The sequence below is a fragment of the Pseudomonas sp. GW823-FHT05G12 genome, assembly GCF_058795575.1.
Genome location: NZ_CM179501.1, coordinates 4,142,167 through 4,157,080, shown reverse-complemented (window position 1 = coordinate 4,157,080; position 14,914 = coordinate 4,142,167). Strand labels below are relative to the sequence as shown.

The window sequence follows — 14,914 nt, the reverse complement described above, 5'->3', positions numbered from 1 at the left end:
GAGCTTGACCTCACACTTTTGCCACTATATATAGCGGTGCCGCGTCTGGCACTTGGCGCGTTTTTTATCTTCAGATTCAGGAATACTCCGATCCATGGGCAAATCGCTGGTCATTGTGGAATCCCCGGCCAAGGCCAAGACCATCAACAAGTACCTGGGCAACCAGTACGTGGTGAAGTCGAGTATCGGCCATATCCGAGACCTCCCCACCAGCGGTTCGGCCAGCGCGAGCAAAGAGCCGGCCGCCAAGCGTGGCAAGGCTGCGGGTGAGGCGCCGGCGCTTTCGCCGAAAGAGAAGGCCCGCCGCCAGCTGGTGGCGCGCATGGGCGTCGACCCCGACCATGGCTGGAAGGCCAAGTACGAGATCCTGCCTGGCAAGGAAAAGGTGATCGAAGAGCTGCGCCGCCTGGCCAAGGATGCCGACACCATCTATCTCGCAACCGACTTGGACCGCGAAGGGGAAGCCATTGCCTGGCACCTGCGCGAGGCCATCGGGGGTGACGACACCCGCTACAAGCGCGTGGTGTTCAACGAAATTACCAAGAAGGCCATTCAGGAAGCGTTCTCGCAGCCAGGCGAGCTGGACATCGACCGGGTCAACGCCCAGCAGGCGCGGCGTTTCCTCGACCGCGTGGTCGGTTACATGGTTTCGCCGCTGCTGTGGGCCAAGATTGCCCGCGGTCTGTCCGCTGGCCGTGTGCAGTCGGTAGCGGTAAAGCTTGTGGTAGAGCGCGAGCGTGAGATCCGCGCGTTCATCCCGGAAGAGTACTGGGAGATCCACGCCGACCTCGGCACTGCCAAGAACGCCAAGGTGCGTTTCGAGGTGGCGCGCGAGAAGGGCGAGGCCTTCAAGCCGCTGAACGAAGCTCAGGCCAAGGCTGCGCTGGAAAAGCTCAAGGCTTCCAGCTACAGCGTGGTCAAGCGCGAAGACCGCCCGACCAGCAGCAAGCCATCGGCACCGTTCATTACGTCCACCTTGCAGCAAGCGGCCAGTAACCGCCTGGGCTTCGGTGTGAAGAAAACCATGATGATGGCCCAGCGCTTGTACGAAGCTGGTTACATCACCTACATGCGTACCGACTCGACCAACCTGTCGGCTGACGCCCTGGATATGGCACGCAGCTACATCGAGCGGGAGTTCGGCAAGCAGTACCTGCCGGAGGCGCCACTGGTTTACGGCAGCAAGGAGGGCGCCCAGGAGGCGCACGAAGCGATTCGGCCTTCTGACGTGAATACCCACCCGACCAAGCTCAGCGGCATGGAGCGTGACGCCGAGCGCCTGTACGAGCTGATCTGGCGCCAGTTCCTGGCGTGCCAGATGCCGCCAGCGCAGTACCTGTCCACCAGCGTTACCGTCGCGGCCGGCGATTTCGAGCTGCGTGCCAAGGGCCGCATCCTCAAGTTCGACGGTTACACCCGTGTGCTGCCACAGCAGAGCAAGCCCGGCGAAGACGACGTGCTGCCAGAGATGGTGCAGGGTGAAGCACTCAAGCTGATCCAGATCGACCCGAGCCAGCACTTCACCAAGCCACCTGCACGCTTTACCGAAGCCAGCCTGGTCAAGGAAATGGAAAAGCGCGGCATTGGCCGCCCATCGACCTACGCGGCGATCATTTCCACCATCCAGGACCGTGGCTATGTGACGCTGCACAACCGCCGCTTCTACTCCGAGAAGATGGGCGACATCGTCACCGAGCGTTTGTCGGAGAGCTTCTCCAACCTGATGGACTACGGCTTTACCGCCGACATGGAAGAGAACCTCGACGACGTGGCCCAGGGCGAGCGTGACTGGAAAAACGTGCTCGACGAGTTCTACGGCGATTTCAGCAAAAAGCTGCAGACTGCCGAGTCCAGCGAAGACGGCATGCGCGCCAACCAGCCGACCATGACCAACATTCCGTGCAAGGAATGTGGTCGGCCGATGATGATTCGCACGGCCTCTACAGGTGTGTTCCTGGGTTGCTCTGGCTACAGCCTGCCGCCGAAAGAGCGCTGCAAGGCTACCGTCAACCTGGTGCCGGGCGACGAGATTGCCGCTGACGACGAGGGCGAGTCGGAATCGCGCGTGTTGCTGGGCAAGCACCGTTGCCCGATCTGCGCCACGGCGATGGACGCCTACCTGCTGGACGAGAAACACAAGCTGCACATCTGCGGTAACAACCCGGATTGCGCCGGTTACGAGATCGAAGAAGGCAACTACCGCATCAAGGGTTACGAAGGGCCGAGCCTGGAGTGCGACAAGTGCGGTAGCGAGATGCAGTTGAAGACCGGCCGTTTCGGCAAGTTCTTCGGCTGCACCAACCCAACGTGCAAGAACACCCGCAAGCTGCTCAAGAGCGGCGAGGCGGCGCCACCGAAGATGGACAAGGTGGACATGCCGGAGCTCAAGTGCGAGAAGGTCGACGATACCTACGTGCTGCGCGACGGTGCTTCCGGGTTGTTCCTGGCTGCCAGCCAGTTCCCCAAGAACCGCGAAACCCGTGCGCCGCTGGTGCTGGAGATTGTGCCGCACAAGCATGAGATCGACCCGAAGTACCACTTCCTGTGCGATGCGCCGCAGAAAGACCCGGATGGCCGCCCGGCGGTGATTCGCTACAGCCGCAAGACCAAGGAGCAGTACGTGCAGTCCGAGGTCGATGGCAAGCCGACCGGCTGGAAGGCGTTCTACGACGGCAATGCCTGGAAGGTTGAAGACAAGCGCTGATCCATCGGTGCTGTGATTTGGGGCCGCTTTGCGCCCCTTCGCGGGCTTGCCCGCTCCCACAGGTATCGCGCCGCCATTGAATGTGGCGCTGTACTGGTGGGAGCGGGCAAGCCCGCGAAGGGGCGCAAAGCGGCCCCAATCATTTATGATGCAGATATCCGCCTTGTAGCCTTATGGGAGGGCACTGAAATGGCCCAGGAACTCTACACCCGTACCAACCAGAAACTGTTCTTCGCCGGCCTCGCCCTCGAGTCCATGGCCAAGGCTGAACAAAGCCAGGCCATGAATGCCCAAGGTCTGGTCCAGGCTGAGCGCGAGTCGGCGCTGTTCCACCTGTATGGCGCTTTGTTGGGGCTGTGCCATGAGATCGGGGGCTTTTACCGCCTGCCGGTTGTCGCAACGGTGGAGCAAGCCCTGGCTGACGATGCCCTGAACGGTATCGCCATCCCGGAAGTGGCCGAGTTGCTGGAGCTGGCCCGCCAGCGGGAAACCTGGCTGGCGCAAATGCTCGGTGCTTATGCCGATTTGTTCCGACCACCGGTCGCCAGAAAAGCGCCGAAAACCGACGTTACCCAGCCCCTGATTCAAGCTGTCAATCTTGATGAGCCTGAGCATCCAGCGCTGTCGCGTGCCGAGCTGGAAAGCTGGCGCAATGACCTTAAAAGTTTGGTGAGACGTTTCCGTGACGCGTTGAGTGAGTGCTGATAGCCGCAACGGCTGGTACAATAATCGCCTTTCGCGGAGAACTGCCATTTATGTCTACGTCTTTTCTGGAAATTGTCGAGTTGCCTGACGGCCGCATCGAACTTCGTCGCGCCGAGGATGAGGGCTCTCTGGTAACCCTGGATTTCTCGGAAGACGCCAAGGTGTTCCTGCAGGGTCAGCATGTGGAAGTGGCAAAGGCCATGCTCAGTGTGGGCGTGCAGATGGCCGGTCGCCTGATGGATGGCGAGCTCGAGCGTGATGAAGGGCCGCGTGTGCTGCACTGAGTGTGCAGCAGCGTATCAGGCTATTTGAAGTGACAGGCAAAGCCTGAACATCAGCCGAGGCGGATGTTCAGGCTTTGTGCGTTTCCGGCACTGGCTGCACGTAGCAGTTGTTGGCGTGCAGTGGCATTGACGTTGCCCAGCCAGCTCACCACGGTGTGGCTGAGGCCCAGGTGCAAAGCCTCACAGGCCAGTTGCAGCGCGCTTTGATTGCTGCGGGGTTGCAGCAGCAGAATACGTTCACGGTTGAGCCCGGCATCGCGCAGCCAGGCCTGGGTCAGGCTTGGCGGTGGGGCGATCAGGGTCAGCCAGCGGGCCTCGTCCTCTTCGCTCAGTTCGCGCAGCACGGGGGCCAGCAGGCTTTGGCAGTGGCCAGGGGCGCCGCGCAGCGACAGTTCGCTGAACAGCTCGGGCTGGCTGCTCTTGCGCGCCGGTTCCCTGGCTTTCAGGCCTGGCAGCACGGGCTGGGCGAGGAATGCTTCGAACAGGGGCAACTGGGCTTGCTCGGGTGCGTGAATGAACTGCTGCATGACGCCTCCTGGATCAGCGGCGAATGACGCCGACGCTCAAGCCCTCGATCACCAGCTCCTGTTCTTTCAGGTCGACTTCGATGGGGGCGAATTCGGGGTTTTCGGCAAGCAGCCAGACTTTGCTGCCTTCGCGCTTGAAGCGCTTGACGGTGACTTCGTCACCGATGCGCGCCACAACGATCTGGCCGTTGCGGGCTTCACGGCAGGTGTGCACCGCCAGCAGGTCACCGTCGAAGATGCCGACGTCCTTCATGCTCATGCCGTGTACGCGCAGCAAATAGTCGGCTTGGGGGTGGAAGAAGGCAGGGTTGATGTTGCAGGATTGCTCGATGTGCTGTTCGGCAAGAATCGGCGCACCGGCAGCGACCCGGCCGATGATGGGCAGGCCGGCTTCTTCGGCCTTGGCTTCCAGGCCAGGGATGCGGATGCCGCGGGAAGCGCCCGGCGTCATTTCGATCGCGCCCTTGCGGGCAAGGGCCTTGAGGTGCTCCTCGGCGGCATTGGGCGACTTGAAGCCCAGCTCCTGAGCAATCTCGGCGCGGGTAGGCGGGAAGCCGTTGTCTTCCAGGCAGCGCTTGATGAACGCGAGAATTTCGGCTTGGCGTGGCGTCAGTTTCAACATGGTAAGCGCTCTGTCTTTTTGTACAGTGACTGGGATTATATACAGTGTCGGGCCCGCTGCAAGCGCCAAGCTGCAAGAAAGGGCGAAACGGCAGTCCTCCTGCGCTTTTCAGCCACCCCAGAAGCGATTTCGCGATATCCGGCGGGTGTTGCTGTCACTTCACGCTTGCAGCTTCCAGCTTGCACCTTTTAAATGGCGACCGCCCAGTCACCGAGCCTTGACAGAAGCAGGGCTGAAACGTATGTTTCAAACACCTGTTTGTCTGACGGAGTAGTCGGAGTAGTCATGGCCCAATCGGAAACCGTTGAACGCATTCTCGACGCTGCCGAGCAGCTGTTCGCGGAAAGGGGGTTCGCCGAAACCTCGTTGCGGCTGATTACCAGCAAGGCCGGGGTCAACCTGGCGGCAGTCAACTATCATTTCGGCTCCAAGAAGGCGCTGATCCAGGCCGTTTTCTCGCGTTTCCTCGGCCCATTCTGCGCCAGTCTGGAGCGTGAGCTGGAGCGCCGCCAGGCCAAGCCGGAGCACAAGCCCAGCCTCGAAGAACTGCTGGAAATGCTCGTAGAGCAGGCGCTGGCCGTGCAGCCGCGCAGCAACAACGACCTGTCGATCTTCATGCGCCTGCTGGGCCTGGCGTTCAGCCAGAGCCAGGGTCACCTGCGGCGCTATCTGGAAGACATGTACGGCAAGGTGTTCCGCCGCTACATGCTGCTGGTGAACGAGGCTGCGCCACGCATTCCGCCACTGGAACTGTTCTGGCGTGTGCACTTCATGCTGGGTGCCGCGGCCTTCAGCATGTCCGGTATCAAGGCCCTGCGGGCGATTGCCGAGACCGACTTCGGCATCAACACCTCGATCGAGCAGGTGATGCGCCTGATGGTGCCGTTCCTGGCGGCAGGCATGCGCGCTGACAGCGGTGTGACCGACGAGGCGATGGCCACTGCGCAGCTACGCCCGCGCACAAAGACCGGTTCGGCTACCGCCAAGGCCTGAAGGCTGGGCGTGGCGGGGCGCTTCCGCTAAGCTAGCGCCCATGCCCGATTTCGATCTACTTCGCATCTCCCTTGCTGACCAGTGCCTGTATGGCTTCGCCTGTGGCCAACGGCGCGTGTCTGCCGGTGTCTGCTGCCCCTCGGTGGGCCTCTCTCTGTCTTCAATGAAGGATTACCCATGACTGTCAGCCTGCAAGGCTCCCTGATGGTGGATATCGCCGGTAAATGGCTGACCGCCGAAGACCGTCAACTGCTTCGCCAGCCGGAAGTGGCTGGCCTGATCATCTTCGCCCGCAATATCGACAACCCGCGCCAGGTGCGCGAACTGTGCGCGTCCATCCGCGCCATTCGCCCTGATCTGATCCTGGCAGTGGACCAGGAAGGCGGGCGCGTACAGCGTCTGCGCCAGGGCTTTGTGCGCCTGCCAGCCATGCGTGCGCTGGCCGATAACGACAATGCCGAGTACCTGGCTGAGCAGTGCGGCTGGCTGATGGCGACCGAGGTGCTGGCGGTTGGCCTGGACCTCAGCTTCGCTCCGGTGCTCGACCTGGACCACCAGCGTAGCGCCGTGGTGGGCAGCCGCGCCTTCGAGGGTGACCCGCTGCTTGCAACGCGCTTGGCCGGCGCGTTCATCCGTGGCATGAATGCGGCGGGTATGGCTGCCTGTGGCAAGCATTTCCCGGGGCATGGCTGGGCCGAAGCCGATTCGCACGTGGCCATCCCCACTGATGAACGCAGCCTGGAACAACTGCGCCAGGCCGACCTGGTGCCGTTTACCCGCCTGAGTGGGCAGCTGGCGGCAGTGATGCCAGCGCATGTCATCTACCCGCAGGTTGACAACCAGCCCGCTGGCTTCTCGCGGCGTTGGTTGCAGGACATCCTGCGTGGCGAGCTGGGCTTTGACGGGGTGATCTTCAGTGATGACCTGTCGATGGCCGGTGCGCATGTGGTGGGCGATGCAGCCAGCCGTATCGAAGCGGCGCTGAGCGCCGGTTGTGATATGGGCCTAGTGTGCAATGACCGGGCGGCGGCGGAGCTGGCGCTGAGTGCGGCGCAGCGGTTGAAGGTCAAACCGTCGCCGCGGATTGCGCGGATGCGCGGGCAAGGTTTTGCGCGGACCGATTATCGCCAGCAGCCGCGCTGGCTGGAGGCGTTGGGGGCATTGAAGGAAGCTCAGCTGGTCGATTGACTGCGCGGGCCTGTTCGTTCCCACAAGTCGGTTTTACCCGCGAATACGGTAGCGGCGGCAACGGTGAACGGCGGGTGGAGATTGGTCGGCAGGGCCGGCCCTTTCGCGGGTAAACCCGCTCCTACACGCGGCCTGTGCCCAACCACCGACCTGTGTCCACCCCTGATCCGTCGTAGGAGCGGGTTTACCCGCGAATACGGTAGCGGCGGCAGCGGTGAACGGCAGGTGGAGATTGGCCAGCAGGCCCGGCCCATTCGCGGGTGAACCCGCTCCTACACGCGGCCTGTGCCCAACCACCGACCTGTGTCCACCCCTGATCCGTTGTAGGAGCGGGTTTACCCGCGAATACGGTAGCGGCGGCAACGGTGAGCGGCAGGTGGAGATTGGCCAGCAGGGCCGGCCCATTCGCGGGTGAACCCGCTCCTACGCTCTATCCCCCTTTGGCCTACCGCCCGCGCTTCCCGGGCAATGGCGCAAACAGGGCCTCGATTTCTTCATCGCCAAGCCGCCATTGTCCAGCCTGCCCGCCGTCCAGCAGGCTGGCTGCCAGTGCTGCCTTTTCCTGCTGCAACAACTGGATCTTCTCTTCCACCGTACCCCGGGTAATCAGCTTGAACACGAACACCGGCTTGTCCTGGCCGATGCGGTAGGCACGGTCGGTAGCCTGGTTTTCGCTGGCCGGGTTCCACCAGGGGTCGAAGTGGATCACGGTGTCCGCCGCCGTCAGGTTCAAGCCTACGCCCCCAGCCTTGAGGCTGATCAGGAACACTTCGCTTTCACCTTGCTGGAACTGCTGCACTGGCGTGCGACGGTCGCGAGTGTCGCCGGTCAGCAGGCTGTAGCGGATTTTGCGCTTCTCAAGCTCCTGCTCGATCAGCGCCAGCATCGAGGTGAACTGTGAGAACAACAACACCCGACGCCCTTCGCTGAGCAGTTCTTCGAGCATTTCCAGCAGCGCACCCAGCTTGCCCTTGTCGGCCTGGTTGCCTTTGCTTTCTACCCCCTTGACCAGGCGCAGGTCACAGCATACCTGGCGCAGCTTGAGCAACGCGTCGAGGATCACGATCTGGCTGCGTGCGGCGCCATTGCGGGCGATTTCGTCGCGGACTTTCTTGTCCATGGCCACTCGCACGGCTTCATATGTATCGCGCTGGGCATCACTGAGCTCGACCCAGTGCACCATCTCGGTCTTGGCCGGCAGTTCTGTGGCCACCTGCTCCTTGGTGCGGCGCAGCAGGAACGGCCGGATGCGGCTGGCCAGGTGGGCCATGCGCTCGCTGTCACCGTGGCGTTCGATCGGGTTGCGGTAATCCTGGTTGAAGCGCTTCAGGTCGCCCAGCCAGCCGGGCATCAGGAAGTGGAAGATCGACCACAGCTCGCCCAGGTTGTTTTCCATCGGCGTGCCGGTCAGGCACAAACGCTGCCCGGCCTGTAGCTCGCAGACGGCGAGGGCAGCCTTGCTGCTGCTGCTCTTGATGTTTTGCGCCTCGTCCAGTATCAGCACGTGCCAGGCCTGGGGGCGCAGCTGTTCGAGGTCGCGCGGCATCAGGGCGTAAGTGGTCAGGACCAGATCGTACTCATGCAGCTTGGAGAAGTGCTTGCTGCGCCCCGGCCCATGCAGTGCCAGGACGCGCAGGTCGGGGGCGAAGCGCTGGGCTTCGTCCAGCCAGTTGGGAATGAGGCTGGTCGGCATGACTGCCAGGGCTGGTGCACTCAGGCGCCCGGACTGTTTCTCCAGCAGCAGATGGGCCAAGGCCTGCAGGGTCTTGCCCAGGCCCATGTCGTCGCCGAGGATGCCGCCGGTACCCATCTCGCGCAGGGCCTGCAGCCAGTTCAGGCCTTGCTGCTGATAAGGTCGCAAGCTGGCCTGCAGCCCGATGGGCGGTTCTACCTGCAGGTCGCGGGCATCGCGCAAGCGGCGGCCCAGGTCGCGCACGTGCTCGCCACCTTCCCAGTGCAGGGGCAGGCCTTCGATTTCGTTCAGGCGCGCGGCGTCGGCACGCTCCATGCGCAGGGACGGGCCTGCCGTGTCCTCGTGCAGGTACAGCTCGCCCAGGGTGCCCATGACTGCCTTGATGCGGCCGTAGGGCAGGGCGACGCGCAAAGCCGGGGCATCGAGACGGCCGCGGTTGAGGTCGATCAGCAGATGTTCATCATCGCTGCGCCGGGCCAGTTCGCTGGGGCGTAGCAGCTCCGGGCTGCTGCGCAGCAGGTGCAACACGATCGGCAGCAGGCTGTGGCGCTGGCCATCGACCACGATGCCTAATTCCAGGTCGAACCATTCATGGCCGGGCGCTTCGTCGATGGTTGCATACCAGTCGTCCACCTCCTGCAGGTTGAAGGCGAAGTCGCGGTGAATGTCGATGTCCCAACCGGCTTCGCGCAGGCGTGGCAGGCCCTCGCGGGCAAAGCGCAGCCAGGCTTCGTCGTCAGGCAACTGGTACATTTCGCCGGCGCTGTCGGGTAGGGCCTTGCTCTGCCGTGTAGCGGGTTTGAAGCCGAAATCGCGCAGCATCTGGCGCAGCGTCTGCTCGGCTTGAGGCTGGCGGCGAATGCGCTGGCTGGTGCTGCCTGCCAGGCGGGTCAGCGGCTTTTCGTCGGTGCCGCTGGCCTGCAAACCGTCATAATCGAACGCCAATGCGGCGCGATGTTGCATCTGCCGTTGCATGCGACCGGTTTTTGGCATGTAGGCGGTGTATTCAAGGCTGCCGAGAGCAAGAAGGGGCTTTGGCTGGATGTTATCGAGCAACTGCTCCTGCACTTGCGTCGGGGTCGGCACCTTGTGGCTGAGGGCATTGAGCTTGTGGCTCAGGGGTACGACCAGGTGTTCCGGTACATCGGGTGCAATAGTCAGCTGCACGGCGACGTGCGGATCCAGGCTGTGCTCGACCTTGCCCACTTCACGGGTTGGCAGGTCCAGGTAGTAAAGCGGCAGCAGCGGGATGACGCAGCGCAGCATCGCTTCGCCGCTGTACCACCGCCCCCGGTAATTTCCGTTGTCCAGGCGTACCCAGCGAAACTCGGCGTGACGCACCGGGCCTTCATGCAGCAGGGGGAGGTCGGTATCGAAGAACATTCGGCCGGTTTCGAGGGCGCGCTGGAACAGCTCGCCACCTTCATGGCCCTTCAGTCGGTAGCCGCGATCCTGGCCGCCGCCCTGATTCAAGGCCGAGAGCAGGCGCAGAATGCGGATGTCTTCGTCTGTCACGAAGCGCGGTGGCTCGTAGAGAAAATCGTAAAGGGACTGGACGCGGCTGAAGCGGATGCCGTCCTCCGTCCGCGTGCCCTTGCGCACGAGCAGGGCGCAGCCGGCATCGTCGGTAAGCTGCAGCTGATAGCACACCATGCGCCCGCGTTTTTCTTCGGTAGCGTCGGCTTTGGGCGGGGCCTGCTCCAGGCCGCTCAACCAGTGCTGCAGTTCGGCAGACAAGGCGCCCGGGTTGGCTTGCGTGTCCTTACTGCTGGAAAATCGCTCGCTGACGCAGAAAAGGACAGCGGCGCAATGCTTGCAGTTTTGCCGTACCGGGCAATCGCAGTCACCGCGCACATGGCAGCGGCCGCCCGCTACGTGCAATTTGATGTGTTGCCGGTAGTGGTTGCTGCCGCTCCCTTGGCAACTGGCCGTTATGGTTGGCCCATGAATGCCTTCCAGTTCGGCCCTGCCTTCCTCGGCATAGCGCTCACCGCGCTGCAGGGCAGCTTTGCTGAACGATTGAATCCAGTTCGGATAGGCGTTCACCATTTCGGCGGCATCGTCCTTCATGGGCTTACTGCTCCATCATCTCCGGGTCCATCACCGGCATTTTCGGCGTGCCTGGTGGGGTCACCTTCAGCAGCACCGCCAGGTGCCCGCCGTCGAGAAAGGTCAGCTGGCCGCCCTTGACGTTGCTGTTGCTCTGCCTGAACTGCTCGCTTTGCAGCACGCTGCCGTTGCCATCCAGCTGGTTGACCCAGAAGTTGGCCTCGACGGTGATGAAGCGGCCTTCAGCGATGCTCAGGTTGCCTTCGATCGGGAAGTGCCCGAACTGTTCGGTGCCTTCGCCCAGGGCGATGCGGCTGGGTTCGCTGCCCACCTGCTGTTGCCAGGCCTTGTGCATCAGCACCGTGTAGTCGGCGGTGGCTTCCAGGCGGGTGGCTTCATCTTCCAGTGCTGGGGGGCGCTCGGCATCTTTCGCCAGGCGTGGGGCGCCAGCGCTCCAGTCTTCGGGGGCGAACGGGCTGGTGAAGGCGGGCACGCTGTTCTGCCGCACCAGAATCATTTCTACCTGATACAGGCCTTCGGCGAAGGCAGCTGGGGCGAACAGCGCCAGCAGCAGGGTCAGGCAACGGATGGCACGCATGAGTCTTCCTTAGGCAGGCTGTGGGGTCAGGCGCTCGAACAGCGCCTCCAGGGTATTGAAACGTTCGTCGGGGCGTTCCATCGGTACCAGGAAGCGGAACTGGGTGGCCCCTTCGAACTTGTAACGTTTGGGCTGACCCTGGATCAGCTTGATCAGGGTCAGTGGGTCGACCGGTGTTTCGGCTTCGAACTCAAGCTTGCCACCGTTGGGCCCTGCATCGACTTTCTTGATGCCGAGCTTTTCCGCGTGCAGCTTGAGTGACGTCAGGCGCATCAGGTTCTTGGTCGGCTCTGGCAACAAGCCGAAGCGGTCGATCATCTCCACCTGCAAGTCCTTGAGGCCTTCTTCGTCGGCAGCCGAGGCGATGCGTTTGTACAGGATCAGGCGCGCATGCACGTCAGGCAGGTAGTCCTCGGGGATCAGTGCCGGCAGGCGCAGGTTGATCTCCGGGCCGCCGCCCAGTGGTTGCTCAAGGTTCGGCTGGGTACCTTTACGGATTGCCTTGACCGCACGTTCGAGCATTTCCATGTACAGGGTGAAGCCCACCGCCTGGATCTGCCCGCTCTGGCCTTCGCCCAGCAGCTCGCCGGCACCGCGGATTTCCAGGTCGTTGGTGGCCAGCACAAAGCCTGCGCCAAGGTCTTGCGTGTTGGCGATTGCCTCCAGACGCTTTTCGGCGTCGGCGCTCACCTTCTGACGGGTAGGTGTAAGCAGGTAGGCGTAGGCCTGGTGGTGGCTACGGCCAACCCGGCCACGCAGCTGGTGCAGCTGGGCCAGGCCGAACTTGTCGGCGCGCTCGATGACGATGGTGTTGGCGCTGGGCACGTCGATACCGGTTTCGATAATGGTCGAGGCCACCAGCACGTTGAAGCGCTTGTGGTAGAAATCGCTCATCACCTGTTCCAGCTCGCGTTCGCGCATTTGCCCGTGGCCGATGCCGATGCGTGCCTCGGGCACCAGCTCGGCAAGGTCGGCGGCGCATTTTTCGATGGTTTTCACATCGTTGTGCAGGTAATACACCTGGCCACCGCGCAACAGTTCGCGCAGCAGCGCCTCCTTGACCGTGCTCTTGTTCTGTTCCATGACGAAGGTGCGCACCGACAGGCGGCGTGCTGGCGGCGTGGCGATGATCGACAGGTCGCGCATGCCCGCCACCGCCATGTTCAGCGTGCGCGGAATCGGCGTGGCGGTCAGGGTGAGGATATCGACCTCGCTGCGCAGCGCCTTCAGCTGTTCTTTCTGGCGCACGCCAAAGCGGTGCTCTTCATCGATGATGGCCAGGCCCAGGTCCTTGAAGCGCACGTCGTCCTGCAGCAGCTTGTGGGTGCCGATGAGGATGTCGATCTTGCCTTCGGCAAGGTCCGCGGCGGCGGCGGCCACTTCCTTGGCCGACTTGAAGCGGCTCATCACTTCCACGGTCACGGGCCAGTCGGCAAAGCGGTCGCGGAAGCTGTTGTAATGCTGCTGGGCAAGCAGGGTGGTGGGCACCAGCACGGCCACCTGGCGGCCACTGTGCACGGCGATGAACGCCGCGCGCATGGCCACTTCGGTCTTGCCGAAGCCCACGTCGCCACAGACCAGGCGGTCCATTGGCTTGGGTGCCAGCATGTCGGCGCGCACGGCCTCGATGGCGGCCTGCTGGTCCGGGGTCTCCTCGAACGGGAAGCCGGCGCTGAAGGTGGCGTAGTCAGCCGACGGGTCGGCAAACGCGTAGCCCTTGCGCGCGGCGCGGCGAGCATAGATGTCGAGCAGTTCGGCGGCCACGTCGCGGACCTGTTCGGCGGCCTTGCGCTTGGCTTTCTGCCAGGCCTCCGAACCCAGCCGGTGCAGCGGTGCCAGGGCGTCGTCGCTGCCGGTGTAGCGGGCGATCAGGTGCAGGTTGGCCACCGGCACATACAGCTTGGCGTTCTCGGCGTATTCCAGCGTCAGGAATTCGGCGGCCTGGCCGTCGATTTCCAGGGTGGCCAGGCCAAGGTAGCGGCCGACACCATGGTCGATGTGCACCACCGGCGCGCCTTCGCGCAGCTCGGTGAGGTTCTTGATGACCGCGTCGTTGGCGGTTTCGCCGCGCTTGTCACGGCGCCGGCGCTGCATCACCCGCTGGCCGAACAGTGGGCTTTCGGCAATCAGGGCCAGGCCTGGGTCGTCCAGCAGCAGGCCGTCGTCCAGCGGGGCGATGGTGATCGCCAGGCGCTCGGCACCGGTAATGAAGTCGTCCCAGCCTTCGACGGTATGCGGGCGCAGCTTCAGCCGTTCGAGCAGTTCCAGCAGCACTTCCCGGCGGCCCGCTGATTCGGCAGTGAAGAGCACGCGGCCGGGGAACTGGTCGAGGAAGTTGGCCAGCTCGGCCAGCGGCTGGTTGGCCTTGGCCTCGATGGCCAGGTTGGGCAGGGCGCGCGCCGGGAAGCGCTCGCGGCCCACGCCAGGCTCCAGCTCTTCGCTGCTGACCACCACCCGGGGCCACTGCTTGAGCCGGGCGAAGCAATCTTCCACCGGCAGGAACAGCTCGGCCGGCGGCAACAGCGGCCGGCTGAGGTCGCCGCGGCGGTCTTCATAACGCCCGCGCACGTCGTTCCAGAAGTGCTCGGCGGCCTGTTCCACACCGGGTAGCGAGAACACCTGGGTGTCGGTCGGCAGGTAGTCGAACAGGGTCGAGGTTTCTTCGAAGAACAGCGGCAGGTAGTACTCGATACCGGCGGGGATGATGCCGCTGGCCAGGTCCTGGAAGATTGCACTGCGGCGGAAGTCGACGTCGAAGCGCTCGCGAAAGCGTGCCTTGAAGCGGGTCACTTCTTCCTTCTGCATCGGGAATTCGCGTGCTGGCAGCAGGCGCACCGAATCCACCTTGTCGATCGAGCGCTGGGTCTCGGGGTCGAAGGTGCGCAGCGTCTCGATCTCGTTATCGAACAGGTCGATGCGGTAGGGCAGTTTGCTGCCCATCGGGAACAGGTCGATCAGCGCGCCGCGCACGGCGAACTCGCCATGCTCGTAGACGGTGTCGACACAACGATAACCGCTGGCCTCCAGGCGCAGGCGCATCTGTTCCACGTCGATGGTCTGGCCCACATCCAGCACCAGGCTGCTGCCCAGCAGAAAACGCGTGGGCGCCAGGCGGTGCAGGGCGGTGGTGATCGGCACCACGAGGATGCCGTGGCTCAGCTCCGGCAGGCGGTACAGGCTGGCGATGCGCTGGGAGATGATGTCCTGGTGCGGCGAGAACAGGTCGTAGGGCAGGGTTTCCCAGTCGGGGAACGGCAGCACGGGCAGGTCCGGGGCAAAGAAGCGCAGCTCCTGCTCCAGACGGTCGGCGGCCTGGCTGTCGGCCGTCAGCAGCAGGGTGAAGCGGCCAGCGCTGCTGGCGGCTTCGGCGATGGCAAGGCTGAGGGCGGCACCGGGCAGGTTGCCCCAGGTTTGTTTGCCGGCCGTGGCCGACATTTGCGGTAGGCGCAGAACTGACACGGGAGATTGCACTCCAAGCGTTGCGGCAAAGAGACCGATTGTACCGGTGACAGTGCCGGCTGTCAGGCTCGAAAGGGCATGAACACTGGCTT

The 14,914-nt window shown here is 63.4% G+C and carries 10 protein-coding genes; 5 read left to right on the top strand and 5 right to left on the bottom strand.

All coding sequences use genetic code 11. The features are described 5' to 3' along the window. Positions 1 to 94: 94 nt before the first annotated feature. From topA to AC3RCM_RS19010, 3 genes are all read left to right on the top strand, one after another. On the top strand, positions 95 to 2,704 hold the full coding sequence (gene topA / locus AC3RCM_RS19020; RefSeq protein WP_492629071.1) for a type I DNA topoisomerase: 2,610 nt from the start codon (positions 95 to 97) through the stop codon (positions 2,702 to 2,704). A 189-nt stretch (positions 2,705 to 2,893) separates the two neighbouring features. Beyond that, positions 2,894 to 3,409, top strand: a complete 516-nt coding sequence (locus AC3RCM_RS19015; RefSeq protein WP_003248773.1) for a DUF6586 family protein — start codon at positions 2,894 to 2,896, stop codon at positions 3,407 to 3,409. A 50-nt stretch (positions 3,410 to 3,459) separates the two neighbouring features. Continuing rightward, the gene (locus AC3RCM_RS19010) at positions 3,460 to 3,693 is read left to right on the top strand and encodes a hypothetical protein (RefSeq protein ID WP_003248777.1); all 234 of its coding nucleotides are present in this window, start codon (positions 3,460 to 3,462) and stop codon (positions 3,691 to 3,693) included. Between the two features lie 50 nt (positions 3,694 to 3,743). Here AC3RCM_RS19010 and sulA read toward each other — a convergent pair whose 3' ends face one another. Next, a complete protein-coding gene (gene sulA, locus AC3RCM_RS19005; protein ID WP_014753928.1) occupies positions 3,744 to 4,220 on the bottom strand; it encodes an SOS-induced cell division inhibitor SulA in 477 nt (158 codons plus the stop codon). 13 nt (positions 4,221 to 4,233) lie between these two features. Further along, positions 4,234 to 4,842: a transcriptional repressor LexA gene (gene lexA, locus AC3RCM_RS19000; RefSeq protein ID WP_010953131.1), complete on the bottom strand. Its 609-nt coding sequence runs from the start codon at positions 4,840 to 4,842 to the stop codon at positions 4,234 to 4,236. A gap of 285 nt (positions 4,843 to 5,127) precedes the next feature. Here lexA and AC3RCM_RS18995 point away from each other — a divergent pair, with 285 nt between their 5' ends. Both AC3RCM_RS18995 and nagZ read left to right on the top strand, forming a co-directional pair. Further along, positions 5,128 to 5,835: a TetR/AcrR family transcriptional regulator gene (locus tag AC3RCM_RS18995; protein WP_010953132.1), complete on the top strand. Its 708-nt coding sequence runs from the start codon at positions 5,128 to 5,130 to the stop codon at positions 5,833 to 5,835. A 189-nt stretch (positions 5,836 to 6,024) separates the two neighbouring features. Next, positions 6,025 to 7,023 carry a beta-N-acetylhexosaminidase gene (gene nagZ / locus AC3RCM_RS18990; RefSeq protein WP_409322272.1) on the top strand — a complete coding sequence of 333 codons (999 nt, stop codon included), beginning with the start codon at positions 6,025 to 6,027 and terminating at the stop codon, positions 7,021 to 7,023. A 445-nt stretch (positions 7,024 to 7,468) separates the two neighbouring features. On the opposite strand, the gene AC3RCM_RS18985 is transcribed toward nagZ, so the two are convergent. Genes AC3RCM_RS18985 through mfd form a run of 3 tightly spaced genes read right to left on the bottom strand, consistent with a single transcriptional unit; the run spans position 7,469 to position 14,822 of the window. After that, complete coding sequence (locus tag AC3RCM_RS18985; protein WP_492629070.1) at positions 7,469 to 10,786, bottom strand: DEAD/DEAH box helicase; 3,318 nt, start codon at positions 10,784 to 10,786, stop codon at positions 7,469 to 7,471. A 4-nt stretch (positions 10,787 to 10,790) separates the two neighbouring features. Further along, positions 10,791 to 11,363: a peptidoglycan binding protein CsiV gene (locus tag AC3RCM_RS18980; RefSeq protein ID WP_010953135.1), complete on the bottom strand. Its 573-nt coding sequence runs from the start codon at positions 11,361 to 11,363 to the stop codon at positions 10,791 to 10,793. A 9-nt stretch (positions 11,364 to 11,372) separates the two neighbouring features. Further along, a complete protein-coding gene (gene mfd / locus AC3RCM_RS18975) occupies positions 11,373 to 14,822 on the bottom strand; it encodes a transcription-repair coupling factor (protein WP_010953136.1) in 3,450 nt (1,149 codons plus the stop codon). Positions 14,823 to 14,914: the final 92 nt, after the last annotated feature.

Excerpts from the sequence above, each read along its gene's own strand:
- topA (WP_492629071.1), top strand. The coding sequence starts at position 95 with ATGGGCAAATCGCTGGTCATTGTGGAATCCCCGGCCAAGGCCAAGACC.
- AC3RCM_RS19015 (WP_003248773.1), top strand. The coding sequence starts at position 2,894 with ATGGCCCAGGAACTCTACACCCGTACCAACCAGAAACTGTTCTTCGCC.
- AC3RCM_RS19010 (WP_003248777.1), top strand. The coding sequence starts at position 3,460 with ATGTCTACGTCTTTTCTGGAAATTGTCGAGTTGCCTGACGGCCGCATC.
- sulA (WP_014753928.1), bottom strand. The coding sequence starts at position 4,220 with ATGCAGCAGTTCATTCACGCACCCGAGCAAGCCCAGTTGCCCCTGTTC.
- lexA (WP_010953131.1), bottom strand. The coding sequence starts at position 4,842 with ATGTTGAAACTGACGCCACGCCAAGCCGAAATTCTCGCGTTCATCAAG.
- AC3RCM_RS18995 (WP_010953132.1), top strand. The coding sequence starts at position 5,128 with ATGGCCCAATCGGAAACCGTTGAACGCATTCTCGACGCTGCCGAGCAG.
- AC3RCM_RS18985 (WP_492629070.1), bottom strand. The coding sequence starts at position 10,786 with ATGAAGGACGATGCCGCCGAAATGGTGAACGCCTATCCGAACTGGATT.
- AC3RCM_RS18980 (WP_010953135.1), bottom strand. The coding sequence starts at position 11,363 with ATGCGTGCCATCCGTTGCCTGACCCTGCTGCTGGCGCTGTTCGCCCCA.